General features: G+C 39.2%; 28 protein-coding genes. 20 read left to right on the top strand and 8 right to left on the bottom strand.

Features of this window, described 5'->3' with window-relative positions:
- Nucleotides 1–329: 329 nt before the first annotated feature.
- From J1G40_RS14120 to J1G40_RS14105, 4 genes are all read left to right on the top strand, one after another.
- On the top strand, nt 330–989 hold the full coding sequence (locus J1G40_RS14120; protein WP_265243298.1) for a TetR family transcriptional regulator C-terminal domain-containing protein: 660 nt from the start codon (nt 330–332) through the stop codon (nt 987–989).
- A gap of 20 nt (nt 990–1009) precedes the next feature.
- Nucleotides 1010–2314, top strand: coding sequence for an ABC1 kinase family protein (locus tag J1G40_RS14115; RefSeq protein ID WP_265243297.1), 1305 nt, complete (start codon nt 1010–1012; stop codon nt 2312–2314).
- A gap of 161 nt (nt 2315–2475) precedes the next feature.
- Entirely contained in the window at nt 2476–3483 is a 1008-nt protein-coding gene (locus J1G40_RS14110) for a 3-oxoacyl-ACP synthase III family protein (protein ID WP_265243296.1), read from the top strand.
- 18 nt (nt 3484–3501) lie between these two features.
- Entirely contained in the window at nt 3502–4044 is a 543-nt protein-coding gene (locus tag J1G40_RS14105; RefSeq protein ID WP_265243295.1) for a pyridoxamine 5'-phosphate oxidase family protein, read from the top strand.
- A gap of 104 nt (nt 4045–4148) precedes the next feature.
- On the opposite strand, the gene J1G40_RS14100 is transcribed toward J1G40_RS14105, so the two are convergent.
- The gene (locus tag J1G40_RS14100) at nt 4149–6605 is read right to left on the bottom strand and encodes a TonB-dependent receptor domain-containing protein (protein WP_265243294.1); all 2457 of its coding nucleotides are present in this window, start codon (nt 6603–6605) and stop codon (nt 4149–4151) included.
- Nucleotides 6606–6995: 390 nt separating this feature from the next.
- On the opposite strand from J1G40_RS14100, the gene J1G40_RS14095 reads away from it, so the two are divergent.
- A complete protein-coding gene (locus tag J1G40_RS14095) occupies nt 6996–7355 on the top strand; it encodes a CoA-binding protein (protein ID WP_265243293.1) in 360 nt (119 codons plus the stop codon).
- Between the two features lie 80 nt (nt 7356–7435).
- Here J1G40_RS14095 and J1G40_RS14090 read toward each other — a convergent pair whose 3' ends face one another.
- Nucleotides 7436–8908 (bottom strand): sodium:solute symporter, encoded by a 1473-nt coding sequence (locus J1G40_RS14090; RefSeq protein WP_265243292.1) that lies wholly within the window; start codon nt 8906–8908, stop codon nt 7436–7438.
- 272 nt (nt 8909–9180) lie between these two features.
- Here J1G40_RS14090 and recR point away from each other — a divergent pair, with 272 nt between their 5' ends.
- The 14 genes from recR (at nt 9181) to rimO (ending at nt 21081) form a co-directional block, all read left to right on the top strand.
- Nucleotides 9181–9801, top strand: a complete 621-nt coding sequence (recR, locus tag J1G40_RS14085; protein ID WP_265243291.1) for a recombination mediator RecR — start codon at nt 9181–9183, stop codon at nt 9799–9801.
- 89 nt (nt 9802–9890) lie between these two features.
- Nucleotides 9891–11261 (top strand): dihydrolipoamide acetyltransferase family protein, encoded by a 1371-nt coding sequence (locus J1G40_RS14080; protein ID WP_265243290.1) that lies wholly within the window; start codon nt 9891–9893, stop codon nt 11259–11261.
- A 22-nt stretch (nt 11262–11283) separates the two neighbouring features.
- Nucleotides 11284–12057, top strand: a complete 774-nt coding sequence (locus tag J1G40_RS14075; RefSeq protein ID WP_265243289.1) for a class I SAM-dependent methyltransferase — start codon at nt 11284–11286, stop codon at nt 12055–12057.
- Between the two features lie 72 nt (nt 12058–12129).
- On the top strand, nt 12130–12906 hold the full coding sequence (locus tag J1G40_RS14070) for a 3'-5' exonuclease (protein ID WP_265243288.1): 777 nt from the start codon (nt 12130–12132) through the stop codon (nt 12904–12906).
- 50 nt (nt 12907–12956) lie between these two features.
- A complete protein-coding gene (locus tag J1G40_RS14065; RefSeq protein ID WP_265243287.1) occupies nt 12957–13568 on the top strand; it encodes a fumarylacetoacetate hydrolase family protein in 612 nt (203 codons plus the stop codon).
- Nucleotides 13569–13907 (top strand): Hpt domain-containing protein, encoded by a 339-nt coding sequence (locus J1G40_RS14060; RefSeq protein WP_265243286.1) that lies wholly within the window; start codon nt 13569–13571, stop codon nt 13905–13907. It begins immediately after the preceding gene.
- Nucleotides 13907–15154: a competence/damage-inducible protein A gene (locus J1G40_RS14055; RefSeq protein ID WP_265243285.1), complete on the top strand. Its 1248-nt coding sequence runs from the start codon at nt 13907–13909 to the stop codon at nt 15152–15154. The genes J1G40_RS14060 and J1G40_RS14055 overlap by 1 nt, the downstream gene beginning before the upstream one ends.
- Before the next feature lie 72 nt (nt 15155–15226).
- Nucleotides 15227–15463 carry a 50S ribosomal protein L28 gene (gene rpmB / locus J1G40_RS14050; protein WP_265243284.1) on the top strand — a complete coding sequence of 79 codons (237 nt, stop codon included), beginning with the start codon at nt 15227–15229 and terminating at the stop codon, nt 15461–15463.
- Between the two features lie 24 nt (nt 15464–15487).
- Nucleotides 15488–15670: a 50S ribosomal protein L33 gene (rpmG, locus tag J1G40_RS14045; RefSeq protein ID WP_265243283.1), complete on the top strand. Its 183-nt coding sequence runs from the start codon at nt 15488–15490 to the stop codon at nt 15668–15670.
- Nucleotides 15671–15676: 6 nt separating this feature from the next.
- Nucleotides 15677–15829, top strand: a complete 153-nt coding sequence (locus J1G40_RS14040) for a DUF4295 domain-containing protein (protein ID WP_265243282.1) — start codon at nt 15677–15679, stop codon at nt 15827–15829.
- A gap of 162 nt (nt 15830–15991) precedes the next feature.
- Nucleotides 15992–16954, top strand: coding sequence for a signal recognition particle-docking protein FtsY (ftsY, locus tag J1G40_RS14035; protein WP_265243281.1), 963 nt, complete (start codon nt 15992–15994; stop codon nt 16952–16954).
- Nucleotides 16951–17808 (top strand): DUF2911 domain-containing protein, encoded by an 858-nt coding sequence (locus J1G40_RS14030; RefSeq protein WP_265243280.1) that lies wholly within the window; start codon nt 16951–16953, stop codon nt 17806–17808. Before ftsY ends, J1G40_RS14030 begins: the two co-directional genes overlap by 4 nt.
- Before the next feature lie 2 nt (nt 17809–17810).
- Entirely contained in the window at nt 17811–19526 is a 1716-nt protein-coding gene (locus J1G40_RS14025) for an amidase family protein (protein ID WP_265243279.1), read from the top strand.
- A 247-nt stretch (nt 19527–19773) separates the two neighbouring features.
- Complete coding sequence (gene rimO, locus J1G40_RS14020) at nt 19774–21081, top strand: 30S ribosomal protein S12 methylthiotransferase RimO (protein WP_265243278.1); 1308 nt, start codon at nt 19774–19776, stop codon at nt 21079–21081.
- Here rimO and J1G40_RS14015 read toward each other — a convergent pair.
- Together J1G40_RS14015 and J1G40_RS14010 are read right to left on the bottom strand one after the other, a co-directional pair.
- Nucleotides 21076–21870 (bottom strand): anti-sigma factor, encoded by a 795-nt coding sequence (locus J1G40_RS14015; protein WP_265243277.1) that lies wholly within the window; start codon nt 21868–21870, stop codon nt 21076–21078. The two genes, rimO and J1G40_RS14015, sit on opposite strands and share 6 nt — an antisense overlap.
- Nucleotides 21863–22426, bottom strand: a complete 564-nt coding sequence (locus J1G40_RS14010; RefSeq protein ID WP_265243276.1) for an RNA polymerase sigma factor — start codon at nt 22424–22426, stop codon at nt 21863–21865. Before J1G40_RS14010 ends, J1G40_RS14015 begins: the two co-directional genes overlap by 8 nt.
- 123 nt (nt 22427–22549) lie before the next feature.
- Here J1G40_RS14010 and J1G40_RS14005 point away from each other — a divergent pair, with 123 nt between their 5' ends.
- A complete protein-coding gene (locus tag J1G40_RS14005; RefSeq protein ID WP_265243275.1) occupies nt 22550–23071 on the top strand; it encodes a fasciclin domain-containing protein in 522 nt (173 codons plus the stop codon).
- Between the two features lie 92 nt (nt 23072–23163).
- Here J1G40_RS14005 and J1G40_RS14000 read toward each other — a convergent pair whose 3' ends face one another.
- The 4 genes from J1G40_RS14000 to J1G40_RS13985 form a co-directional block, all read right to left on the bottom strand.
- Nucleotides 23164–23679 (bottom strand): SRPBCC family protein, encoded by a 516-nt coding sequence (locus J1G40_RS14000; RefSeq protein WP_265243274.1) that lies wholly within the window; start codon nt 23677–23679, stop codon nt 23164–23166.
- Nucleotides 23680–23750: 71 nt separating this feature from the next.
- Nucleotides 23751–24890 (bottom strand): class A beta-lactamase-related serine hydrolase, encoded by a 1140-nt coding sequence (locus J1G40_RS13995; protein ID WP_265243273.1) that lies wholly within the window; start codon nt 24888–24890, stop codon nt 23751–23753.
- A 19-nt stretch (nt 24891–24909) separates the two neighbouring features.
- Nucleotides 24910–25155 carry a hypothetical protein gene (locus J1G40_RS13990; RefSeq protein WP_265243272.1) on the bottom strand — a complete coding sequence of 82 codons (246 nt, stop codon included), beginning with the start codon at nt 25153–25155 and terminating at the stop codon, nt 24910–24912.
- An 18-nt stretch (nt 25156–25173) separates the two neighbouring features.
- Entirely contained in the window at nt 25174–25629 is a 456-nt protein-coding gene (locus tag J1G40_RS13985) for an SRPBCC family protein (protein ID WP_265243271.1), read from the bottom strand.
- Between the last annotated feature and the right edge of the window lie 86 nt (nt 25630–25715).

Raw genomic sequence — 25715 nt, 5'->3', positions numbered from 1 at the left:
GTGTTAATACTGCCATAGGCATGGCAAAAAAAATACCATCATTGTCTTAAATGACAAACTGACACCCCTTTTTTTTATGGGTTGAAAGTTTAACAAAACTTTTTGTTTAATGATTTGGAGAAACAGTTAAACATTATTTATATTTGTCATGTGACTGAAAAAGCTGATTGCTACGAAAGAGAATCTTGATTTAGAAAATCAGTTTGTTTATTAATTGGTTAGGTTGTTTAAAGCGCACTTCTTTCAAGAGGTGCGCTTTTTTTAAACTCGATTTTAGACATATTACATCATTTTACTTAATACTATTCTGAACAATTTTAATATAAATTATGAACGCTAAAAACACAAAGACAAAGAATTCTGAAAGTGCAATTATCTCGTTGTATATGGATTATGTTTTGAAAGAAGAGAAGATTCCTAAGTCGGTTTATAAATTCTGTCAACTAAATAATCTTGAGGAAGAAGAATTCTATAACTATTTTGGTTCTTTTTCCGGTCTTCATCGGGCTATCTGGACCAAATTCTTTGATAGTACCCACGAACTCATGAAAAAGAATAAAGAGTTCCAGGGTTTTTCGAATAAGGATAAAATGCTCACTTTCTTCTTTAGCTTTTTTGAACTACTCGCACTCAACAGAAGTTATATCCTCTTTGCCCTGGATAATGAACGAAATTTACTTAGGAGTTCGGCGCAGCTTAAAACTTTACGCACCAGGTTTAAAGAATTTGCAACTGATCTGATAATAGAAGGCAGTGCTGACGCTACTATAAAAGTATTGCGGAAAAATCCGGGAATATTTTCAGAAGGAGCCTGGATACAGTTGGTAGTGCTTTTGAAGTTTTGGATTGATGATGATTCTCCTGGTTTTGAAAAGACAGATATGGCTATAGAGAAGTCTGTGAATACTGTTTTTGAACTAATTGACAATTCCCCCATAGAACGCATCCTGGATTTGAGTAAGTTTCTTTATAAAGAGAAATTCACTTAAGACCAACTTTACCCTGATAAATGAAAACATTAGATAGAATACCAACAAGCAAAATAGAACGCGCAGGTAAGTTAATGACCACAGGGGTTAGGGTGGGCGGTAATTACGTCAAGTTTTATGGCAAGAAACTTGTAAATCCTGACTTCTCGCGCGAAGAGCTTAATCAGAATAATGCAGACGATATTTACAACGGTCTAAAGCAACTCAAAGGCAGCGCTCTGAAAGTGGCTCAAATGCTCAGTATGGATAAGAATATGCTTCCTGGTGCTTATGTCGAAAAATTCTCATTGGCTCAATTTTCAGTTCCCCCATTGTCAGCTCCATTGGTACGGAAAACATTTAAGAAATACACTGGCAAGTACCCTGAAGACATTTATGATAGTTTTGATAAAGAATCGGTTAATGCGGCCAGTATAGGACAGGTACATAGAGCTCGCCTGGGAGGGCAGGATCTGGCCGTTAAAATACAATATCCAGGAGTTGCCCAAAGTATTAATAGTGATCTTGCACTTGTAAAACCCATTGCGGTCAGAATGTTTAATCTTAAGGGCAGCGATACGGATAAGTACTTTGAGGAAGTGGAGAAGAAACTGGTTGAAGAAACAGATTATTTGCTAGAAATAGCACAAAGTCGTGAAATTACCCATGCCTGCAATTCAATACCCAACCTCAAGTTCCCAAAGTACTACCCCGAACTCTCCGGGGAACGGATGATTACTATGGACTGGATGAGTGGGAAACACCTGAGTGAATTTACGAAAGGAACATTTGACCAGGAAACAGGAAACAAACTCGGACAAACGCTATGGGATTTCTATATGTTTCAGATACACAAACTGCGCAAGGTGCATGCCGATCCACATCCTGGAAATTTTATGATAAATGAGCGACATGAATTGATTGCGATAGACTTTGGATGTATTAAGGACATTCCCGATGAATTCTATATACCATATTTTGAGTTGGCACAGAAAGAAAACATCGCTAACGAGGAAGTTTTTTTAAATAAACTGTATCAATTAGAAATATTGAATGATGATGATTCTGAAGAAGAAAGGCTGTATTTTACAGCTTTATTTAAGGAGATGCTGATGTTATTTACATCTCCGTTCCACGAAGAAAGTTTTGATTTTGGAGATTCGGTTTTTTGGTCTAAGATTGCGGCCCTTGGTGAAAAGTTTTCAAAAGACGAGGATCTTAGAAAGATGAACGGTAGTAGAGGTTCTAAACACTTTTTATATATCAACAGAACCTTTTTTGGTCTTTACAACTTACTTCATGATCTCAAAGCTGTAGTCTCAATTCATAATTACAATAACTACTAGGGGGTTTACAATAGCAATTCCAGTGTGAATTTAGATTCAATTTTTTGAGCAACAAACTTTTCGAAAAACTATAGGCAAGTTTACCTTTTATAGTTACATTTATTTTCTATTGACAGAATATGAAACAAACCAGTTATCTGTCGAACTAAACAAACCTCACTATGTACAATTCAAAAATTACAGGATTAGGCTACTATGTGCCAGACAATGTGGTGACTAATGATGCACTCTCTGAGCTGATGGACACCGATGACGAATGGATTCAGGAAAGAACAGGGATCAAGGAAAGGAGACATGTGGTTAGAGGTGAAGACACCACCACAACAATGGGGGTAAAAGCAGCTAAAATTGCCATTGAGCGCGCCGGGATCAACAAGGACGATATAGACTTCATTGTTTTTGCCACCTTAAGTCCGGATTATTATTTCCCTGGCCCTGGCGTATTGGTGCAACGAGATCTTGGTCTGAAGACTGTAGGAGCCGTAGACATCAGAAATCAATGCTCAGGTTTTGTTTATGCCGTTTCCCTTGCAGATCAGTACATTAAAAGTGGCATGTATAAGAATATCCTTGTTATCGGTTCCGAATTGCATTCAGGTGGTTTGGATATGACTACAAGAGGCAGGGGTGTATCGGTTATATTCGGTGATGGTGCCGGGGCTGCGATATTGAGTAGGGAAGAAGATAACAGCAAAGGAATCCTGTCTACTCATTTGCATTCTGAAGGGCAGCATGCTGAAGAACTATCACTCATAGCACCGGGTATGGGAAAACGATGGGTAACAGACATTATAGAAGACAACGATCCTGATGACGAATCCTATTTTCCATATATGAACGGACAATTCGTATTTAAAAATGCAGTTGTGCGCTTTAGTGAGGTAATTATGGAGGGCCTCGGAGCTAATAATCTAAAGCCCGAGGATATTGATCTACTTGTACCTCATCAGGCCAACCTGCGAATATCTCAATTTATACAAAGGAAATTTAGGCTTGGTGATGATCAGGTATACAATAACATCATGAAATATGGGAATACCACAGCTGCTTCTATTCCTATTGCACTAACCGAAGCCTGGGAAGAGGGCAAAGTAAAAGAAGGAGATCTAGTGGTTTTAGCTGCTTTTGGAAGTGGCTTTACCTGGGGAAGTGTAATTATAAGATGGTAAATTTTTAAGTAGCGCAATATGGGCAAACAGCTTAGAAAATTAACCCCGCGTCTTAGCGAATTTATTACAAGTCAAAAAATGTTTTTTGTGGCCACAGCTATGGCAGATGGTAAGATCAACCTTTCTCCCAAGGGGATGGATGCTTTTAAGGTTATTCATGAGAACAAAGTACTTTGGCTTAATCTTACCGGGAGCGGTAATGAAACGGCAGCGCATTTAAAATACTCGGAGAGGATGACCATCATGTTTTGTGCATTTGAGGGGCCTCCATTGATCCTCAGGCTCTATGGCAAAGCAAAAGCCTACCATAAAAGAGACAAGGGTTGGGATGAATATATATCCTTGTTCCCGCATTATTCGGGAAGCAGACAGATCATAGAAATGGATGTTGAACTGGTACAAACCTCCTGTGGCTTTGGAGTACCATTTATGGACTATAAGGGTGAAAGAGACCTGCTGGGTCCCTGGGCAGTAGAAAAGGGCGATGATGGCCTTGAGGCCTATATGCAACAAAAAAATATGGAAAGTCTTGACGGTCTTCCAACAGGTATATTTGAGTAATCTTCTTTAATAAAAAACCCCGACCAATAAGCCGGGGTTTTCCTAGTTGAATTTCATAACAGGAGCCAACCAACCAATACCCCGTTGTTACCAAATCAACTCAACTATAAAATTCCGCCACCACCTTGTTTAGTGTTGCTATCTCTTCTTTTTCGTTTTGCTGCCCTGTTTTTACCGCTACCAAACCTGTATGAGATTCCGGCATATACATTCTGACTTTCCCAATTAAACTGACCTGTTTGTAAAAATGGCTTGTCACCTTCAAAGGCAAACTGCATGGTATTAAAAATATCGTTGAAATTGAGGCTAAACGTACCTTTACCCTGGGCAAAGCTGTAACGGGCTCCCAGATTTACAAAATACATAGGTTCCATATCAAATTGCAGGCTTCGACGACTTCCCCTGTAGAAGCCAAACAGTTGGAAAGTAAGCTTTTTGTTAGCCTTAAAACTGTTATTCATCCTAAGGTTCCATGCGGTATTGTCTACTTCTATTTCCTCAGATATTATATCGTCTTCCGTGGCGGTCAGATTGTCTGTTTCCAGACTTTCAGTGATGCCCCTTTGGGTTTGAGAATAAAGATCAAAACTCCCATTGATACTCCACCATTTAGTGGGCCTGTAATTTGTAGAAAATTCTATCCCGTAGGCAGAGGTATTATCAAAATTATCATGAGTGAGAATTATTTTATTCAGATCAAGCCTGTCTACGTAAATAGCCCTGTTGATTTCATCCTTGATGGTCCGGTAAAATACCCCACTGGTTATACTTCCTTTTTTGAATCTCCTTGTATAATTAAGCTCATAAGAGTTTGTGAACTGAGGAACCAAACTCGGGTTACCAAATGATGATATTAATGGGGTAGACCATTCTCTGATAGGGTTTACCTGTGTAAGTCCCGGCCGGTCTACTCTTCGACTCAAACTCAATTGTAACTGATTTTTCTCGCTTGGAGAATAAGTCAGAAATGCAGAAGGATATATTTGAGTATACTTATCGGTAAACGCCCTCACCCCACTGGTATCTGCCTTAACCTCTACATCCTCTACCCTGACCCCTACCTGGTAAGACCATTTGTCATAGTTCTGGCCAAATGTGGCATATGCCGAATAGATATCCATCCCATATATAAATTCTGTATCGCTGGTAGGTACAAGATTTCCACTTGGAGTAAAGGACAGGCCTGTGGAGGAATAATCTATATCCGTCTCAAAAATCCGTGCTTCTATACCTACTTCCAATTTAGAAATAGAGTCCAGAGGATTAACATAGTCAAGGTTGGCTATCGTCTGGTCCCTTCTCGTATTTACAAAATCCATATAATCCGGAAATAGTGTGGCACCTGTTGAGCTGAAATCGGCTATTTCATCATCCTTGAATTTATTGTAATCTATTTCCAGCTCTATATTATGGCCTTCTTTGTTGAATTCGAGTTTGTAATCAAAATTGTATTGCTGGCTATGATTTTCATTAGTGTTGTTGAACAATTGCGATGTATTCAGCAAGGGATCGTTATTGTAGATTACATCGGTATTTCCAAACCCTTTTCCATCGTAAATATTTTGATTGGTAAAGAATGAAATAGTGTTTTTATCATTCAGGTAAAAATCTATGCCTGCTTTGTATAAGTAGGATTTGTTGTTGTTAAGGAAATCGAACAATTGGGTAGAATTCTGGTCTACTCTAAGAATACGGCCGTCATTTACATACTTCCCTATATTGGTTCCTACATTACCGTATAAGTTAACTTTTCCATTGCGGTAATTAAGATCCAGAGAATTGTTGAACTTTGCTTCTATGCCTACGGTAAGTCCGGTTGTTATACTTCCATTAAATCCGATATTGGCATTTTTATGAAGTACTATATTGATAATCCCACTCATTCCTTCCGGATTGTACTTGGCCGAAGGATTGGTGATTAATTCAATAGATTTTATTGAAGAAGACGGAATTTGTCGAAGCAGTTGAGCCACTGGAACATTAGATAATTTGCCATCTACCATTACCCTTACATTAGAATTACCTCTCATTGTCAGATCTCCGGTTTGGGAATCCACATTGACAGAAGGGATATTATTCATGATATCTGAGGCAGTTGCACCGGCAGTTGTCAGGTCTTTACCTACATTGATTACTTTCCGATCTATTTTTTGTTCTATTGTGGTGCGTTCGGCGACAACATCTACCCCTGCAAGTTCTTCTGCTTCTTCCTCCAGAACGATGATTCCAAGATTTAGTTTTTTAGTGTCCTTGGACACGGATATTTGTTTTGAATACGTCTTAAATCCAATAAATTGTACTTCGAATCTAAAATTCCCTTCAGGTAACTTTTTTATTTCAAAATTACCATTGTCCTCTGTAATGCCTCCGGTGATTGTACTGTTATCTTCCGGATTTATAATTACAATGGCGGCATATGCCACGGGTTGCCCAAGTGTTTTGTCCACAACACTACCGCGGACAGATCCGTTCTTAAGATCGGGATCAGGATCTGTATCAGGGTTATTAGGGAATAAGGCGCCGCAGAAGAGCAGCGCTATTAGTAAGCTTAGCTTTTTCATTACTGTTCGTTTATTGATTGATTGACTGATGTTACTTAATTGACGATGATTAGCCTATAATGTTACCTTTAAATTGGTTTTTAACATATTTTAACACGGCCATTTTACATGCATTGCTGTAATTCAGGATTTTAGGTTTTGTCTAATTCAGGGTTCGTATTTTTACGGAAGGATAATAGAAAGAATTGGTAATGGTATAATGAGGTAATAGAAATCAAAACCCCGACGATGACGTCGGGGTTTCTTTCATTGATAAGCTATACTAAACACTAACCATTAACTATAAAAATATAGCGAAATCAATGACTTTATTTCCAAATGTATTACCAAAAGACGAATTATTTTGTTTAACGTTACAGTAATTAACACACTTTAACATCGCAATAAACTATGAAAAAAACCCTAGTCTTTGGGGCATCCCTAAAACCTGGTCGCTACAGTAATCTTACCATCCGGAAATTAATGGCAAATGGTATAGAAACTGTCGCTTTTGGTCATAATTCGGGGGAGGTTTCGGGGATACAAATAACAACTAATTTACAGGATTTTCATAATATTCACACTATAACTTTGTATTTAAATCCGGTGGTTCAGCCGAATTTTTACCAGAAAATAGTTGATTTAAGACCTAAAAGAGTGATTTTTAATCCGGGAACCGAGAATTCTGAATTTTATGAAATCCTGAAAAAGAGCAATATAGAAGTTGAAGTTGCCTGCAGTCTTGTGCTTTTAGCAACCAGGCAATACTAAATTCTAGTAAATACTAACCCGGGGAATAAAATAACATCATTAAACAAAAGTTCTTTTGGGTGCATATAAAATTGTACGATTTAACTTTCGGATCCTGGCTTTTTTCTTATCAACCAGAGTCCGAAAAAAGTGAAAAGACCATTCAGGGGAAGTAATTCGTAGCCAAATATATAACCGCCGAAATACTCTGGAGGAATATTTGCCAATACAACTATCAATGAAACAGATATAAGTGCAACCATCCAAACGTATTTATCTTTCAGGGCATATTTAGTAAGGATACCAAATGCGAAAAGGCCCAGTAGGGGACCATAGGTATAAGAAGCCACTGTTAGCAATCCGTCAATTACATTTCTGTCTAACACATACTTAAATATAATAACGACCACAATTAGCAAAATGCTCATCCATATATGCGTCTTCTTTCTGATACTTTTTTGCAATTTCTCTGTCTTCCGATCTATCCCCAAAAAGTCGATACAAAAGGAGGTAGTGAGCGATGTAAGAGCGCTATCAGCACTACTATAGGCTGCAGCAATTAGTCCTAACATAAAGGTGACGCCAACCGTAATACCTAAACCACTATTGAGTGCTATTTCAGGGAATAGCAGATCTGTTTTTGGAGTGCCATCCATTAAAGGTACTTCTATGTTGAATTTATCGGCATATATAAAAAGCAGGGCACCCAATAACATAAAAACAAAAGTCACGACCACAAGAGATATACTAAAGGTGACCATGTTCTTTTTGGCATCCTTAAGGTTTTTGCAGGTAAGGTTTTTTTGCATCATATCCTGGTCCAAACCAGTCATACAGATGGTTATGAACATACCTCCGATAAATGACTTAAGAAAATGATTACGGGCAAAAAAATCATCGGTGAAAATGGTTTTGCTGTATTGGCTAAACTCTTCAGATCCCAGAAAATCGCTAAAGTTCCAGTCCATGGCTTCCAGGATAAAGTGGATTGATAAAACTACCGATAAAATCATGAACAAGGTTTGCAGAGTGTCTGTCCAGACAATGGTTTTTATACCACCTCTGAAGGTATAGATCCAGATCAGTAGAATAGATAATGTCACTGTGACTTCAAAAGGTACATTCCAGGAATCAAAAACAAATTGCTGTAAAACAATGGCAACCAGAAATAAACGAAAAGATGCCCCAAGTACTCTGGAAATAAAAAAGGATATGGCCCCTACCTTATGACTTACTACCCCAAAACGCTGACTCAAATACTCATAAATTGAGGTGAGATTCCATTTGTAATATATGGGAAGCAGCACATAGGCCACTACCAAATAACCTACCATATACCCCAACACCACCTGCATATAGCTGAACTGTGAATCGGCCACCCATCCCGGAACGGAAATAAAGGTAACACCAGAAAGAGAGGCGCCAATCATTCCAAAGGCAACTACATACCAGGGCGATTGTTTACCGGCTTTAAAAAAATCTGTGTTAGAGTCGTTCTTCCCGGTAAAATAAGAGATCAATAAAAGCAAAAGAAAATAACCACCTATCAGGAACAGAATATGCGAAGCTGTCATATAATCTTTAATTAAAGCGCAAAATACAAAAAGAGATACATCAAAAAGTGGATGCTTCAAAAATAAAACCATCCAAGCACTTCTAAGATTGATCTGTGGTGCGGATAGAATTGGGTTTTCTGAACTATTTTCTTTAGCTGTATTGAGTGCTGATGTAGGGCAGATTCAGAAGGCTGGTACAGCCCATATCTTTTCCATAAATTCAATGAATCTGGAAAAAAATCGCTAAGAAAGTCTTTAAAATTGTAATTTTGTTTGGTAATCTATTCAGGATGGAATTTTCTTCAAAGCTTTTGGAAAATGCGGTTTATGAAATGTCTAAATTGCCGGGAATAGGCAAACGAACGGCACTTCGGCTGGTACTTCATTTGCTTAAACAACCCGGGGAACAAACCAATAGTTTGTCTGAGGCACTTCAGAAATTGCGCGGAGAAATTAAGTTTTGCAACAATTGTCATAATATCTCGGATGTTGAAGAATGTGAAATTTGCGCCAATCCCAAAAGAGATGGGCGGCTGGTCTGTGTTGTAGAGGATATCAGGGATGTAATGGCTATAGAAAATACAGGGCAGTACAAGGGCTTGTATCATGTTTTGGGCGGTAAAATATCCCCAATGGAAGGGGTTGGGCCTCAGGATCTCACAATTAGTTCTCTGGTAAAAAAAGCAAAGGAAGGGGAGATACAGGAGTTTATTTTTGCCCTTAGCTCTACCATGGAAGGCGATACCACTAATTTTTATATTTATAAGCAGTTGGAAGGATTAGATATTAAGACCTCAACAATAGCCAGAGGAGTATCTGTTGGGGATGATCTTGAATATACAGATGAAGTCACCTTGGGAAGAAGTATTCTGAACAGGATTCCATTTGAAGGTTCTTTAAGAGTATCTTAGAGCAGAACTATACAATAAATTTAAAAATAAGGACGTTTTTTTAGTATTTTTGCAAAAAATTGTTCAAATAGAGTGCTTTAAATAGTAATATGTCAAAGTTTGAATTAAAATTACCCCAGATGGGGGAAAGCGTTGCAGAAGCCACTTTAACTTCCTGGTTAAAGGAGGTAGGGGATACCATTGAATTGGATGAAGCTGTTTTTGAGATAGCCACCGATAAGGTAGATTCTGAGGTGCCGAGCGAGGTGGAAGGAACCCTTGTAGAGCAACTTTTCAATGTAGACGATATTATTAAGGTAGGGCAGACTGTAGCTGTTATCGAATTAAACGGGCAGGAATCTTCCGAAACATCCGGATCAGAAACAAATGTTACCGAGCTTGTTGAGGAAGCTACTCCGGCTGCCGTGTCTGAAGTGGAACAAACTGTTGAGGTAGCCCGTGAAATTGCTGCATCTCCGGTTAAGGTAACAGAAAACAACTACAAAACATCAGAACGCTTTTATTCACCACTGGTAAAAAATATTGCAAAACAAGAAGGTATTTCACTGGCCGAACTGGATAGTATTGCAGGTTCGGGTAAGGAGGGTAGAGTAACTAAGACCGACATACTTTCTTATGTTGACCAAAGAACTTCTCAGCCTAAGGCTGTGGAACCTAAAACTCCGGAGACCCCTCAGCTGGTAAGTCCTCCGAAGGAAACGGTCAAAAAACCCACTGAGGCCCACCAGATTTCAACGGTACAATCTGTCGGTGGGGATGAAATTATCCCTATGACCAGAATGGGTAAGTTGGTTGCTCAGCATATGAGTAACAGTGTTGCAACTTCTGCCCATGTTCAAAGCTTTATCGAAGTAGATGTCACTAATGTGGTGGCATGGCGCAACAAGGTAAAAGACACTTTTCAACAACGCGAAGGAGAGAAACTTACTTTTACACCAATTTTTATGGAGGCCATAGCCAAAGCCCTAAAGAATTTCCCCATGATGAATATTTCCGTGGAAGGGGAAACTGTAATTAAGAAAAAAAATATCAATATAGGAATGGCAGCTGCCCTTCCCGATGGTAACTTAATTGTTCCGGTGATCAAGAATGCCGATCAATTAAATTTAGTGGGTATGGCTAAAGTTGTTAATGATCTGGCCAGCAGGTCTAGAAACAATGCCTTAAAACCAGATGAAATTAAAGATGGCACTTACACGGTGACCAATGTAGGTTCTTTTGGAAGTGTTTTTGGCACCCCGATTATTAACCAGCCTCAGGTAGGTATTATGGCTTTAGGAGCTATTAGGAAAATGCCTGCCGTAATTGAAACCAGTGAGGGTGACTTTATTGGGATTCGCTCTAAAATGTTTCTTTCTCACAGTTATGACCATAGGGTGGTCAATGGAGCCCTTGGTGGGATGTTTGTAAAAGCAGTTGCAGATTATCTAGAGGCCTGGGACCCCAATAGAGAAGTTTAAGATGTTTTAGACAATACGCTTTGTGAATAGGATTGAACCCCCAATTCAGAAATTGGTATTTTTCAGCAAAATGGAACAGGACTACGACGAGGAAATCGCAATTCATTACCATGCGTTCAGGCCAGAGCTACACAGTTTAATACTTGCAGATTGCCTTAGAAATGAACGTTTTGATAAGGGACTTGATATTGGTAGTGGGACAGGACAGTCTTCAATTGCGCTTTCAGCATTTTGCGAACAGGTTATTGGGATAGAGCCCAGCGCGGCCATGCTTAACAATGCCATAGCACATCCCAGAGTAACCTATAGCGGATACGATCTGGTAACTATTCCCTTAAAAAATGATGAAGCAACAATAATAACCTTTGCTGGAGTCTTATATTATGCTAAGTCTCAGGAATTGTTAAAAGAAGTATCGCGGGTAGCTCGGTCGGGAGCTAAGGTGGTTATATACGATTTTGAGGTACTGACTGCTGCGATATTAAGCAGTATTACCAATGAACAATTTTTAAGTGTTGGAACTGATTACAAGCATGATGTTGACCTGTCTGGTTTGGATCTTACCGATTTTAAGTTGCTGCAAAAACAAAAAGAAAAAACCATTCTTGGGCTAAACCCGGAACAGCTTTCACATATTTTACTGGCGGATAGTATACAGTTTCACTGGCTCAAACAACAATTTGGCAAGCAAGATCTCCACAAAAAAGTTATGACGGCCTTAGATACAATTGCTGAAAATAATAGCATCCCAGTGCCGGCAGATTTATATAGTACGGTATATACCTATACTGGCTGAACAGCTTTTAAATAAACCGTTTATTCAATTCCTAAAGCTGCACAAAGACTTATCTTTGTAAAAATTGCAAAAATGCACTTACAACTTACAAAACCCATTTGCTTTTTCGACCTTGAAACCACTGGAATAAATGTGGCAAAAGACCGTATTGTTGAGATCTCTATTTTAAAAGTTTATCCCAACGGAAACAAAGAGAGCAAAACATGGTTGGTAAACCCGGAAATGTCTATTCCTGCTGAGGTGGTCGCCATTCATGGTATATCTGATGAAAAAGTAGCCAATGCCCCCACTTTTAAGGCCTTGTCTAAGGAGATATATAACATGATTAAGGACAGTGACCTGGGTGGATTTAATTCTGACCGTTTTGATATTCCACTTCTTGCAGAGGAAATGTTGCGGGCAGAAGTAGATTTTGACATGAAAAATATGGTCTCCATAGATGTGCAGACCATTTTTCACAAGATGGAAAAGCGAACCCTGGAAGCTGCATATAAATTTTACTGCGACAAAGACCTCACAGATGCCCATAGTGCCGAGGCAGATACTATTGCCACCTATGAAGTGTTATTGTCCCAATTAGACAGGTATCCTGAACTTGAAAACAATGTAAAAAAGCTCGCCGAATTTTCTAAAAGAAAGCAAAGCGTAGATTTTGCCGGGTTCATTATTTTGGACGAGGATGAAGAAGAAATATTCTCGTTTGGAAAACACAAGGGTAAGAAAGTAGCGGAGGTTCTTGAAAATGAGCCAGGGTACTTTGGATGGATACTCAATGCGGATTTTCCGCTGTATACCAAGAAGATTTTAACTCAGATTAAGCTTAAAAAACTGAACAATAAGCTTAAATAGCCATGATTAATTACCAATCATTGACAGGGATTGGCTATTAAATTACAGTTATGAAGATAATTTGTATTGGAAGAAATTATGTTGATCATATAGAAGAATTGGAGAATGAACGCCCCAAAGACCCTGTTGTTTTTATCAAGCCAGATTCCGCCGTGCTGCCCAGGGAGCAGGATTTTTATCTGCCAGACTTTTCACAGAATATACATTATGAGGTAGAAGTGCTGGTAAAGATTAACAAGGTGGGAAAGCATATTGACAGGAAATTTGCACCTAACTATTATGATGAAATTGGTCTTGGCATCGATTTTACAGCCAGAGATCTGCAACAGCAATTGAAAGAAAAGGGGCTTCCCTGGGAAAAAGCGAAAGGCTTTGACGGTTCAGCCGTTATTGGGAAGTGGTTTCCCAAGTCTGATTTTAAAAGTGTAGACGATTTAAACTTTTCACTACTTAAAAACAGTGAAGTTGTGCAAAGTGGCAATACCAGGTTTATGCTTTGGAAAATAGATGAGTTAATTTCTTATGTTTCACAATTTTTTATGTTGAAAAAAGGAGATATTATCTTTACCGGGACACCTGCCGGTGTTGGAAGAGTTATCGCAAATGACTACCTTTCGGGGGTACTAGAAAATGAAGAGGTTTTTACAGTAAAAATTAAGTGAATGATATACAATCTGGATAAATTAAATGAGATGGCTGATGGGGATCAGGATTTTATCAATTCTGTAATTTCTGTATTTCTGGAGGAAGTACCCCAGGATCTTGAAAGCCTGGAGATGGCAATTACCAATATGGACTATGAAAATGTCTATAAATTGGCGCATAAAATAAAGCCCAATGTAGATCTCCTCGGTATGGAACAATCAAGAGCAGTTGCTCTTGAAATAGAAAATTTAGGCAAGAGTTCTGAAAACAGCGAGGAGATAGAACAAAAATTCCCTTTATTAAAAAAAGACATTCTTCAGGTAATTTCGGAACTCAAAAAAGATTTTGATTTCTGATGTTTGCCGAGATTATCACCATTGGGGATGAGATTCTTATTGGGCAGATTGTAGACACCAACTCCGCTTTTATTGCCAAAGCACTTAACAATATTGGTATTTCGATATACCAGATCACCTCTGTCCAGGACAATAAGGAACATATTCTCGAGGCTATGGAGGAGGCCGCTACCAGAGCATCTATTGTAATTTTAACCGGCGGTCTTGGACCTACCAAAGATGATATTACAAAACGTACCCTTGCTGAATATTTTGATGATACTTTGGTAGAGGATGCCCAGGTCTTGGAACATGTCATTGAGCTATTTAAGAAGTATATCAGCACGCCAATTTCTGAGATCAACAGAAAACAGGCGTTGGTTCCTTCAAAGGCCCAGGTACTGCACAATGCCAACGGTACAGCTCCAGGGATGTGGATTAAAGAAGGCAAAACGGCATTTATTTCATTGCCTGGAGTCCCTTTTGAAATGAAACATCTTATGGAAGATTATGTACTTCCAAAAATTGCGGCAGAATTTGAGCGTCCTTATATTGTTCACAGAACCTTAATTACCTACGGCCTGGGCGAAAGCGCAATCGCGGACAGAATTGAAACCTGGGAAGATGCCCTGCCAGACTATGTAAAACTGGCATATCTGCCCAACTTGGGTAAAGTTAGATTAAGATTGTCTGCCAAAGGCAAGGACATAGCGCTCCTGGAAGAAGCTGTGGATAAGGCAATAAAGGAACTTTATACTCTTATTGGAGATATAATATTTGGAGAGGAAGAGGAGGGGCCGATAGAAGCCGGAATCGCCAACTTACTTACTGAACGGGGAATGACCCTCGCTACTGCTGAGAGTTTTACAGGAGGTAGAATTGCCGAACATATAACTGCAATTCCCGGAGCTTCTGCATTCTTTAAGGGTAGTATTGTGAGCTATGCCACTGAGGCTAAAATGAAGGTATTACAAGTACCGGAAGAATTGATTAAAAAACATTCTGTGGTGAGTGAAGAAGTTGCCCTCGCCATGGCCCAAAATGTCAGGCAACTCTTAAATGCGGATTTTGGTGTGGCCACTACAGGAAACGCCGGGCCAACAAAAGGAGATTCGGATGCACCCGTTGGAACGGTGTATATTGCTATAGCCGGCCCCAAAAAGGTTTGTGCTCAGAAGTTTATAATGGGAAATCACCGAACAAGAATTGTGCAAAAATCGGTAAATAAGGCTTTTGAAATGCTTCAAAAAGAAATTTTAAATTTCTAGCAAAGAATTTTGCACTTCTCTTAAAATGACATAAATTTGCAGCCTGTTTAAAATCAAGTAAAAAGTAGCGCGATGTCAAAAGTTTGTGAACTTACAGGAAAGAGAGCAATGTTTGGAAATAACGTATCTTTTTCTATCAATAAGACAAGAAGAAGATTTGATGTGAATCTTTCTAAAAAACGTTTTTATATTCCTGAAGAAGACCGTTGGGTAACTTTGAAAGTTTCAACTAGGGCGCTCAAGAGCATTAACAAGAAGGGTATTTCTGCCGTTCTTAAGGAGGCCAGAGCAAAAGGCTTAATAAAATAGTCCGAAATAGATCAGTATAGTACGATGGCAAAAAAAGGAAATAGAGTACAGGTGATATTAGAATGCACAGAGCATAAGGATTCTGGTATGCCAGGTACTTCCAGGTATATTACGACCAAGAATAAAAAGAATACTCCGGATAGGTTAGAGGTGAAAAAATTTAATCCTATTCTGAAGAAAATGACTGTTCATAAAGAGATAAAATAAAACATTATGGCAAAGAAGACGGTAGCAACCCTACAATCCAGTTCTAAAAGGCTTACCAAGGCCATAAAAATGGTAAAATCTCCTAAAAGTGGAGCATATACATTTCAAGAAGCTGTTATGCCACCTGAAGCGGTGAACGAATGGCTTTCTAAAAAGTAACCGACTAACCAGTATATAATTAAAGCCGCTTTCCTGTGAAAGCGGCTTTTTTGTTTCATATATATAGCCGCTTCAGGATCTTTGGTTCTAATAGACAAAGTTGGGAGAATGCTATTTTGTAAACCTCCATTTCCTATCTTTGATAAATGATTTCGTTAAGGTATGAGTTTATTTAAAAAAATATTTTCTTCTCAGAAAAAAGAGACTTTAGACAAGGGTCTGGAGAAGACGAAGACCAGCTTTCTGACAAAACTGGGCAAGGCCGTGGCGGGCAAATCCAAAGTTGATGATGATGTCCTGGATAACCTGGAAGAAGTTCTGGTGACTTCAGATGTCGGGGTAAATACTACCCTGAAGATCATAGAAAGAATAGAGGAGCGGGTAGCTAAGGACAAATATGTTGGTACCGAAGAATTAAATGGTATTCTAAGGGAAGAAATTGCCGGGTTACTATCTGAAACACACCTGGGAGAAGCTGAAGATTTTGAATTGCCAAAGGAAAAGCGGCCATATGTAATTATGGTAGTAGGTGTAAATGGGGTGGGTAAAACTACAACCATTGGTAAACTGGCGCATCAATTTAAAAATAAAGGATTTAAGGTGGTGCTTGGCGCCGCAGATACTTTTAGGGCCGCAGCCATAGACCAGTTAGAGGTATGGGCAGAACGTGTAGACGTTCCATTGGTGAAGCAGAAAATGGGGAGTGATCCTGCTTCTGTGGCTTTTGACACGCTGAGTTCTGCAGTAACCCAACAGGCCGATATAGTACTTATTGATACTGCTGGTCGCCTGCACAATAAAGTAAACCTGATGAATGAATTGGGAAAAGTAAAACGGGTGATGCAAAAGGTAGTACCCGATGCGCCCCATGAAGTATTGTTGGTGCTAGATGGTTCAACAGGGCAAAACGCCTTTGAACAAGCAAAGCAATTTACGAAAGCCACCGAGGTAAACGCTCTGGCGGTTACTAAGTTAGATGGAACTGCTAAAGGTGGGGTGGTAATTGGTATTTCGGATCAATTTCAGATCCCGGTTAAATATATTGGAGTAGGAGAGGGTCTGGAAGACCTTCAGGTATTTAATAAGTACGAGTTTGTAGATTCTTTTTTTAATATTGGCCAGTGAAGTTCTTATTATTATTTGGACTGATTTTTTTAACGTCGTTACTCCCGGCACAAATTACACATCCTAAAGCCAGTCCGTATTCTGAAATTACTCAGCATGTCGGACTGACATCAATTACAATAAAATATTCAAGACCGGGGACCAAAGGACGCAAGGTTTTTGGAAATTTAGTTCCCTATGGACGTATTTGGAGGGTAGGTGCCAATGCCTCTACCAAATTTACAGTGGATACAGACATTATAATTCAAGGTAAAATGTTGCCTACAGGAACCTATGCACTTTATGCCTTTCCTGAAGAAGATAAATGGGAGATTGTCTTTCACAATAATACCACACATTGGGGAGATGGGCGGACCGCTTATAATCCTGAAGAAGACGAGTTGAGGATAAAAGTGGAGCCCGATACCATACCTTACACCCAGGAAAATTTCTTAATCAGTTTTGATTCCCTTGATCATAATTCGGCCTCAATGCAATTGATCTGGGAAAAGACCAGGGTCAGTATCCCTATAAGCGTGCCAACAGACGATCTTATGATGGGGCAAATTAATAAACAGATCAGTGGCTCCCCAACTGCCCAAACCTATTATGAAGCTGCCAGGTATTTGCAAGAACAAGGGAAAGAACACCAGACTGCCTTGAACTATCTGGAAAAGGCAATTTCAATTGGAGGGGACACCTACTATTATTATCGTGTAAAATCTCTGGTACAGGCAAAATTAGGAGATTACAAGGCGGCCATCTTATCGGCACAGCGCTCTTTAGATTTGGCAAAAAAGGAAGGAAAAGACGAATTTGTGCGTATGAATGAAAAGAACATTATTGCCTGGAAACAACTACTGGAAAACAAATAGCTATGAAGAACATATATCTAATTTTAATCTTTTTGCTCATCTGTTGTGTTGGATGTAAAAACAAAGTCAGCCCCGAAATAACCGATGAAATCCCGAATCGGAAAGAGGCATCAGTAAAGGACAAATTATGGGAACCCTATAATGACTCTACCGAAGTTGCCGCAAACAAGGACCATGAGAAGGGGAGAATGAGGTATAAGCTCATTCAGTCTAAAGTATTAGACAAGAATGAAGTGTTTAATCCTTTATATAAGGAGGTTGCCAAAATGTCAGAGGAAAAGTATAATGCCCTGCTACCGCTGATTTTAGAACAAGATATTCCCAGTTTGCAGGAACATATAAATGAAGGAAAATTAAACTATGAAGAGCTGGTCCTTTTTTATTTGTACAGAATTTATAAATATGAACTGAACAATGAAACGACGCTCAATACGGTAATTGCTCTTAATGAAAATGTAGTAGATGAAGCCAGAAAGTTAGATGAGCTTAGGAACGAATCAAAGACGGCATCACATCATCCCATTTATGGAATGCCGGTATTGTTAAAAGACAATATAAACACTGAAGGCATGGCCACTACTGCCGGGTCTATAGCCTTGTTGGGAAACGATGTGGCTGATGCCTTTATCGTTCAGCGCTTAAAAGAGCATGGAGCACTGATTTTGGGGAAGGTTAATTTAAGTGAATGGGCATATTTTATGTGCAGCGGCTGCCCTGTGGGTTATAGCGCTGTTGGGGGTCAAACCCTAAACCCCTATGGAAGGAGAGTCTTTGAAACTGGCGGTAGCAGCTCTGGTAGCGGGACATCTATGGCTGCCAATTTTGCCGTTGCTGCAGTTGGCACTGAAACCTCGGGCTCTATTTTGTCCCCTTCGAGTCAGAATTCAGTAGTGGGGCTAAAGCCTACGGTCGGATTACTGAGCAGATCTGGCATAGTCCCCATATCCAGTACCCTGGATACACCCGGGCCTATGACAAGAAATGTGGTCGACAACGGCATCCTTTTAGATGCCATGAGGGGATTTGACGAAACTGATGATGCCTCTGTCCAGACAGATTGGGAAATGGAGTGGTACAAAGCTGCTGAAGACTACACTGGCCTTAAGGGCAAAAGATTTGGAGTGTTTGAAGATTTATTGGAAAGCGATTCAATTTATAACAGTACAGTAGAAGCGCTTAGGAATGCTGGCGCCACTATTTTTCCATTTACACCTCCCGAAGCTAAAATGGACGGTTTTATCAGCATCCTTAATATTGATATGAAGAATGATCTCCCGAATTATTTGGCGACCTATGCAAAAAACAAGGGGATAGAGATTAAGGATATCCCCAGCCTGGTTGCTTTTAACAACAAGGATTCATTGATAAGAATTCCTTATGGACACGCCCTCTTTGAAGGGATACTGGCAGATACTACCACCGCAGAAGAACTGAACACCATCAAAAAGAACCTGGAGAAAAACGGACGTATATTTTTCAATGAAGCAATGAATAAACATCGCCTTGATGCCATTTTATCTATCAATAATTACCATGCCGGATATGCTGCGGTTGCTAAATATCCCGCATTAACTGTACCTATGGGATATAAGCCAAGCGGAGAACCTATTAGCCTGACATTTATTGGCAAACAGTATCAGGAAGCTAAGCTGCTACATCTGGGGAAGGCGTATGAAGACGCTTTTCCTGTTCGTAAAATCCCAGCTGATTATAAATAGCCAGTGATAGCTGCCGGAGTTTTATGTTATAATTGCTCAGATCGGATGAAAAGCTTTATGGCACCGGAGAACCATTCCCAAGGAAAGTAACTGGCCATTAAAGGTTAGTTTGGTTGTCTTTTATAACAGTAGCTGGCACGTTTGAGCTAATCGTTTATTAAAGCTTAATCACATTGGAATAAAGAATTACAGATAATCAAGATTAGTTGAGATACCAAGTTGTATTTTTGCACCTCATTTGCGAACTATGCGAACAAAATCGATAAAAAAAAACAGAATTAATGTAGTAACCCTGGGTTGCTCTAAGAATATTTACGATTCTGAAATACTCATGGGGCAATTGGAAGCCAATGACAAGGAGGTGGTTCATGAAGAAGAGGGTAATATAGTTGTCATTAATACTTGTGGCTTTATTGCAAATGCCAAAGAGGAGAGTATTAACACAATTCTGGGGTATGTCCAGAAGAAAGAGGCTGGAGAGGTAGATAAGGTTTTTGTAACCGGATGCTTAAGCGAACGATATAAACCGGATTTGGAGGAGGAAATTCCTGATGTAGACGCCTATTTTGGGACCAGTGAATTACCAAATCTTTTAAAAGCACTTGAGGCGGATTACAAGCATGAATTAATTGGGGAACGAATTACAACAACCCCTAAAAACTATGCATATTTAAAGATTGCTGAGGGTTGTGACCGCCCTTGTTCTTTTTGCGCCATCCCAATTATGCGTGGCAAGCACAAAAGTAAGACCATAGAGTCTTTGGTTGCCGAATCTGAAAAACTTGCTGCTAAGGGGGTAAAAGAACTTGTACTGATAGCCCAGGACCTTACCTATTATGGACTAGACCTTTATAAAAAACGCAATCTGGCCCAATTACTCAGAGAACTGGTAAAGGTAGAGGGGATAGAATGGATACGTTTGCATTATGCTTTTCCAACCGGATTTCCAATGGATGTTTTAGAAGTAATGCGTGAAGAGGACAAAATTTGCAATTATATCGATATTCCATTACAGCATATTTCAGATACTGTATTAAAAAGTATGCGTCGGGGAACCACCAAAGCAAAAACTACCAAACTCCTGGAAGATTTCAGGTTGGCGGTACCGGAAATGAGCATACGGACAACTTTAATTGTAGGCTATCCGGGAGAAACCGAAGAAGATTTTAATACCCTTAAGGATTGGGTGGCTGAAATGCGTTTCGAGCGTCTGGGTTGTTTTACCTATAGTCATGAAGAGAATACCCATGCGTATTCCCTGGTCGATGATGTTCCTGAAATTACCAAACAAGAACGCGCCAATGAAATAATGGCATTACAATCTCAGATTTCCTGGGAGCTAAATCAGGAAAAGATTGGTACTACTTATAAATGTATTATCGATAGGAAAGAAGGTAACTATTTCGTGGGCAGAACGGAATATGATTCCCCAGACGTGGATAACGAGGTATTAATTGATGCCAGGGAGCATTATTTAAAACAAGGAGAATTTGTTGATATAACAATTACAGATGCAGCAGATTTTGACCTGTATGGGAAACCTGTAAAATTATAAAACTACGCTAGAGATGAGCCGTTCTACCGTTGGATGCTCGCTACCCCCTAGAGGTTCAATAGTGATATTTATAGAAGCTGCATCATCGATATATTTAAGGGCGACAAGCATATTATTTTTGGGTATAATTCCCATGTTAATCATTTCTCCATCAACATCGGCCCACATCTGGTAATCATGGTCCTGATCTAATGGGGACAATCCCTGGGGATTAAGTATAACTTCTTTCTCTGCATGATTTACAAAAGCAATAGCCTTTGATTGGGGCGAAATTTCATTCCCTTTTAATAATAGTGGTATGACGTTTGGGTTGTTTATTTTACGGAAACTATTTTCTGATTCCTCTACACTGCTCTCAAGAATCACCACCCTCTCCTGAAGTGAAGTAGTTTGTTGCTGAACAAGTTTCAGACTTGCTTCGGCTTGCTGCCATCTGCTATATAACCAGAAAGAGCTTACTGCCAGAAGTGCTGCAAGGCTTGCCGCCACCAGGAAATTCTTTGAGTAGTTCTTGGAGGTAACCATACTCCTGATTTTTGGGTCCCCTTGCTGCTCACCCTTGCTCATCCGATTAATCTGTTCTTTTAAAGATGTTTTGACATCTGAAGGCGGTGGAATGGCGTTGTCCATAGCAAGTTGTTCAAAATCTGATTCCATCTGGGAATACATTTCCTTTAGTGATGAATCATTTTGGAGTAATTGCTCTAATTCGCTACATAGGTTTTCTGGCAACTCACCCAGCAGGTAGCGCTCCAACAGTCCGTCTTCTATGATCTTTTTTCTATCCATACTGCAGCATAAAGATTAGTAGCAATACAACATCTGGCCCATACCCTTCTCTTATCTTCTTTAAGGCCTGTTTAATATAGGATTTGAAGGTTCCTAAGGGAACTGCCATTTCTAGATGGGCTTCTTTATGAGTTAAACCCTGAAAATATACCAGGTCAATAGCCTTTTGATGGTGGGGCTCCAAATTTTTTATCGCCCCGTTTAATTGGGTGTAATCCGGCTTGGGTTCCTCTATGCTTTTATTATCATATACACTTAAATCCTCATTTTGGATGAGGTTACGCGATTTTCTTAGCGCATTTAGGGTAGTATTCTTTGTTATTCGATAAGACCAGGTATAGAATTTGCCTTTGTCAGCATCGTAGGATGCAATTTTTTGCCAAATCTTAATAAAACTTTCCTGCAAGAGGTCCTTTGCCAAAGCTTCATCTCTGCACATCCGAATGATAACCCCATAAAGAGCCCCACTGTATCTGTCATACAGCTGGTAAAGCGCACTTTTATCGCCATTGCGCAGCGCATCTATTAATTGAATGTCGGTAAGAGCTGTGGCCATTTTGAATGTTAAAGATATGATAAAATTCTTTTTAGCTCATCCATAAGAATATTCCCTGTGTATCTCTAATTGTAAAGCGCGCAGCAAATTAAATAGTTTATTAATTAATCTAAAATACAAATCATGAAAAAAGCAATTTTTATTATCAGCTCATTAATCTTATTCGCATTTACTCAGAATGCCAATGCTCAGAACAAAGGAAAAGATATTGTAGATATAGCCGTGTCGGTTGACGATTTTTCTACTCTAGTTACGGCCTTAAAAGCAGCAGACCTGGTGCCTGCTCTTCAGGGTGACGGACCGTTTACTGTATTTGCTCCAGTAAATTCTGGCTTTGCTAAGATCGACGCCAATGCATTAAATTCCTTATTGCAACCAGAAAATAAAGAGAAATTAAGTTCCATTTTAACCTATCATGTTGTATCGGGAAAGATTGGTGCTTCAGATGTAGTAAAGGCGCTTGAAAGTGGAAACGGTATGGCATCATTGACTACACTAAACGGTGCATCTGTAACTGCGGTAAAGAAAAATGGAGGGATTTATCTTAAAGATGGTAATGGCAATTATAGCAAGATTACAAAAACGGACGTTATGGCTTCCAATGGAGTAATTCATATCATTGAAGACGTTGTTATGCCCAAATAAATGAGGGATGATTGATGTGAAAAGAGCGCCGCGAAAGTGGTGCTTTTTTTTGCTCAAATAAGTACAACTACCTCGTACAAGGGTAAATTTAATCACATATTTACAAAGATATGACCCGCGAGGGGTTCTTTGCGAAGGTCAAATTCTGTCTCATTTAGTTGAATACCATGTTCCAGGTAAGCTTTGAGGTTGGCCAACCAAAATGTCCAGCCATTACTGCAACCTGTATAGATGTTTATTTTACTCTCTTCGTCAACCGGGATATCAGACTGGACAAGTGTCACCAGAACAGCCTTTCCCATATCTCTTAAGTTAACGGTCACTTTACAAACGTCGGCAAAACTAAATGAGATAGTAGATTGGCCATTTGCCTCTAAAACGGTTCCTTTTTCCTGACCGTCCCAATTGTGCCATTCCCAGGTGTATACATCGCCAATGGCTACAAAATCATCGGGATTTCGAAGTTCTCCATTTTTAGTCGTATAGTCGGCTTTCCTTAAAAACCAGGAGCAGATACCTGCTGTAGTGGCCCAGCTCCAGTATAATTTTTCTATTGGTGCTTTTATATAGATCTTTTTGGTGAAGCTGTCGAAACTCAATTGGTCCATGTTTATAAATTTATCGGATGATCAATGAATAGTAACCCACATCTTGGGGGCTGGTATATTGGTTTTAAATGTCATTTGTTTTTTCTATTCAATTCAAGTGCATACAGTTGCCTTCCCAGTTCTGCAAGAAAAGGGATGCCTATTTCATTGTATTCATAATTGTCATCATTAAATATCTGGTCGCTGTTTACCAAAATGGTGGCAGTAAGTAAAAATTCTATATCATTTGCACTATCCTCGATATACGCACAATCTGTAAGAGTGCCATAAGCAAAACCCACCTTGTTATAAATTTTTATGGTATCAGGAATGCGTTCCTGGCTATCGCCATACATGAAAAACTTACAATATCCATCGTAATATTCTTCAGTATCATATCCCAATTGCCGGGGTAGTGTATGCATAGCGTTCAATAGGAATTCTCTTTGAGATGGGGCTAATTTAAATCGCTCTTTTTCCTGAAAGAGTTCTGGAAATATAACCCTTTTGAGTACCGCATGTTGGGCAGAAACGGGATAATAATTCTTTAAACTAAAATCAAATGGTTCAAGCATCAGGGAATCATTAGCATAATACCCCCTGCCTTTTTTTATTTTTATTAATTCAAGTGGTCTCGGTTCCCTGTTAATTATGGGTTGGGTCACCGTAGTTGTGCTATCATTGAGATATATCACCAGAGGTTTTGTTGTAACATCATCTGTGTGGTAACCCAGCCTGTGAGAAATTCTGACCGGTTTAATACCCTTTTCCCCGAGCCCGTCATTGATAGCGTCCTGGCCTAAAAACTCGAGCAGGCGATTGTTTGCATGGTTGTCACTTACAGCAAAAATTTTTGAAATATCCTGGGCGAAGGAATTCTCCAAACTGTCTCCTTCAAGATAGAAGATGTTTTCACGGCTAAGTGTGTCTATCCTATTTAATTTTTCAAGGGCAAGTACGGCTATAGGGAATTTTACAGTACTGGCGGGGTAGAAATAATTACTATCGTCAGATTGAAAGTGATAATCCGTTAAAATGATACTGTCATTTCTCCTGTCTATCTGAGTGTATTGTATTTGCACATCAAATAGTTCCACACTGTCTATTACCCTTTTTATATTAGGTTGGTCTGAGGACAACACTATTGCCAAAGGATCCTGAAGATTTTTTTCGACAGCACATCCTAGTAATAGAACGCCAAAACCCAGAATTGCAAAATAATACTTCTTCAAAATTCAATTGGTTTATAATTTATTGCTCACCACTATAAAGTTCTCCCCTATGGGGGCGCAGATCATCCCTAACCTGAATCATTCTACTTTCATCTACCACCATATAGGCAATACTATGATTGCCACTGAATTGCTGATGCCCGGTAATGTTTTTATCCAGGGCTTCCAATGCAACATACTGACTTAAATGTTTGGCGTGGTGCTCTGCAATGGCATTGGCATCAGGACCTCTGAAATCCCATATTAGTTTAATTCTTTTAGTCAATTTAAATAATTTTATAGTTTAAGCTTTGGCAACAGAGATACCTTCTTCCGCAAATGCCTTAAAATCTTGCAGGTATTCCATTGATTGTTTCTTAAAGGCCCCAGGCATTATAAAACCCATAATTTTCATCATAATGCCACTGAATTGAAATTCGGATTCCGAAATCCACTTAGTACTATGTGCGTCTATTGCTTTAAAAGTGTTTTTCTGAATATTATGCACTCCTTTAGCATCATATGTGGCATGAAACTCATATGGGAAGTTATTTTTTATAATGGTTTCTACCAGCACCAGCTGTCTTCTCCCCATCTTGTATTGCAACTCCATCTTGGCACCTTCCGAACCTTGTTTCCCGGAGAGCGATTTGTAACCCACCAGACCTTTTTGCCAATATTTCATGTTTTCCGGATTGTCTAATTTTGTTATAAACTCATCCAGAGGAACATCTACGATAATTTCGGTGGTATATTTCATCTTTGCTAGGTTGGTAATGTCTTACTAATGTAACAATATATAAAATCTGGCGTAATAAAAATGTGTTAATCAATTGTAGTATGCCT

Origin of the sequence: Muriicola sp. Z0-33, from assembly GCF_026126425.1 — a bacterium.
Lineage (GTDB): Bacteria > Bacteroidota > Bacteroidia > Flavobacteriales > Flavobacteriaceae > JAFMPW01.
This window is presented reverse-complemented; position numbering and strand designations above follow the sequence as displayed.

What these genes read in the sequence shown, in the direction of transcription:
- J1G40_RS14120 (WP_265243298.1), top strand. Translation starts at nt 330, where the DNA reads ATGAACGCTAAAAACACAAAGACAAAGAATTCTGAAAGTGCAATTATC.
- J1G40_RS14115 (WP_265243297.1), top strand. Translation starts at nt 1,010, where the DNA reads ATGAAAACATTAGATAGAATACCAACAAGCAAAATAGAACGCGCAGGT.
- J1G40_RS14110 (WP_265243296.1), top strand. Translation starts at nt 2,476, where the DNA reads ATGTACAATTCAAAAATTACAGGATTAGGCTACTATGTGCCAGACAAT.
- J1G40_RS14105 (WP_265243295.1), top strand. Translation starts at nt 3,502, where the DNA reads ATGGGCAAACAGCTTAGAAAATTAACCCCGCGTCTTAGCGAATTTATT.
- J1G40_RS14100 (WP_265243294.1), bottom strand. Translation starts at nt 6,605, where the DNA reads ATGAAAAAGCTAAGCTTACTAATAGCGCTGCTCTTCTGCGGCGCCTTA.
- J1G40_RS14095 (WP_265243293.1), top strand. Translation starts at nt 6,996, where the DNA reads ATGAAAAAAACCCTAGTCTTTGGGGCATCCCTAAAACCTGGTCGCTAC.
- J1G40_RS14090 (WP_265243292.1), bottom strand. Translation starts at nt 8,908, where the DNA reads ATGACAGCTTCGCATATTCTGTTCCTGATAGGTGGTTATTTTCTTTTG.
- recR (WP_265243291.1), top strand. Translation starts at nt 9,181, where the DNA reads ATGGAATTTTCTTCAAAGCTTTTGGAAAATGCGGTTTATGAAATGTCT.
- J1G40_RS14080 (WP_265243290.1), top strand. Translation starts at nt 9,891, where the DNA reads ATGTCAAAGTTTGAATTAAAATTACCCCAGATGGGGGAAAGCGTTGCA.
- J1G40_RS14070 (WP_265243288.1), top strand. Translation starts at nt 12,130, where the DNA reads ATGCACTTACAACTTACAAAACCCATTTGCTTTTTCGACCTTGAAACC.
- J1G40_RS14065 (WP_265243287.1), top strand. Translation starts at nt 12,957, where the DNA reads ATGAAGATAATTTGTATTGGAAGAAATTATGTTGATCATATAGAAGAA.
- J1G40_RS14060 (WP_265243286.1), top strand. Translation starts at nt 13,569, where the DNA reads ATGATATACAATCTGGATAAATTAAATGAGATGGCTGATGGGGATCAG.
- J1G40_RS14055 (WP_265243285.1), top strand. Translation starts at nt 13,907, where the DNA reads ATGTTTGCCGAGATTATCACCATTGGGGATGAGATTCTTATTGGGCAG.
- rpmB (WP_265243284.1), top strand. Translation starts at nt 15,227, where the DNA reads ATGTCAAAAGTTTGTGAACTTACAGGAAAGAGAGCAATGTTTGGAAAT.
- rpmG (WP_265243283.1), top strand. Translation starts at nt 15,488, where the DNA reads ATGGCAAAAAAAGGAAATAGAGTACAGGTGATATTAGAATGCACAGAG.
- J1G40_RS14040 (WP_265243282.1), top strand. Translation starts at nt 15,677, where the DNA reads ATGGCAAAGAAGACGGTAGCAACCCTACAATCCAGTTCTAAAAGGCTT.
- ftsY (WP_265243281.1), top strand. Translation starts at nt 15,992, where the DNA reads ATGAGTTTATTTAAAAAAATATTTTCTTCTCAGAAAAAAGAGACTTTA.
- J1G40_RS14025 (WP_265243279.1), top strand. Translation starts at nt 17,811, where the DNA reads ATGAAGAACATATATCTAATTTTAATCTTTTTGCTCATCTGTTGTGTT.
- rimO (WP_265243278.1), top strand. Translation starts at nt 19,774, where the DNA reads ATGCGAACAAAATCGATAAAAAAAAACAGAATTAATGTAGTAACCCTG.
- J1G40_RS14015 (WP_265243277.1), bottom strand. Translation starts at nt 21,870, where the DNA reads ATGGATAGAAAAAAGATCATAGAAGACGGACTGTTGGAGCGCTACCTG.
- J1G40_RS14010 (WP_265243276.1), bottom strand. Translation starts at nt 22,426, where the DNA reads ATGGCCACAGCTCTTACCGACATTCAATTAATAGATGCGCTGCGCAAT.
- J1G40_RS14005 (WP_265243275.1), top strand. Translation starts at nt 22,550, where the DNA reads ATGAAAAAAGCAATTTTTATTATCAGCTCATTAATCTTATTCGCATTT.
- J1G40_RS14000 (WP_265243274.1), bottom strand. Translation starts at nt 23,679, where the DNA reads ATGGACCAATTGAGTTTCGACAGCTTCACCAAAAAGATCTATATAAAA.
- J1G40_RS13985 (WP_265243271.1), bottom strand. Translation starts at nt 25,629, where the DNA reads ATGAAATATACCACCGAAATTATCGTAGATGTTCCTCTGGATGAGTTT.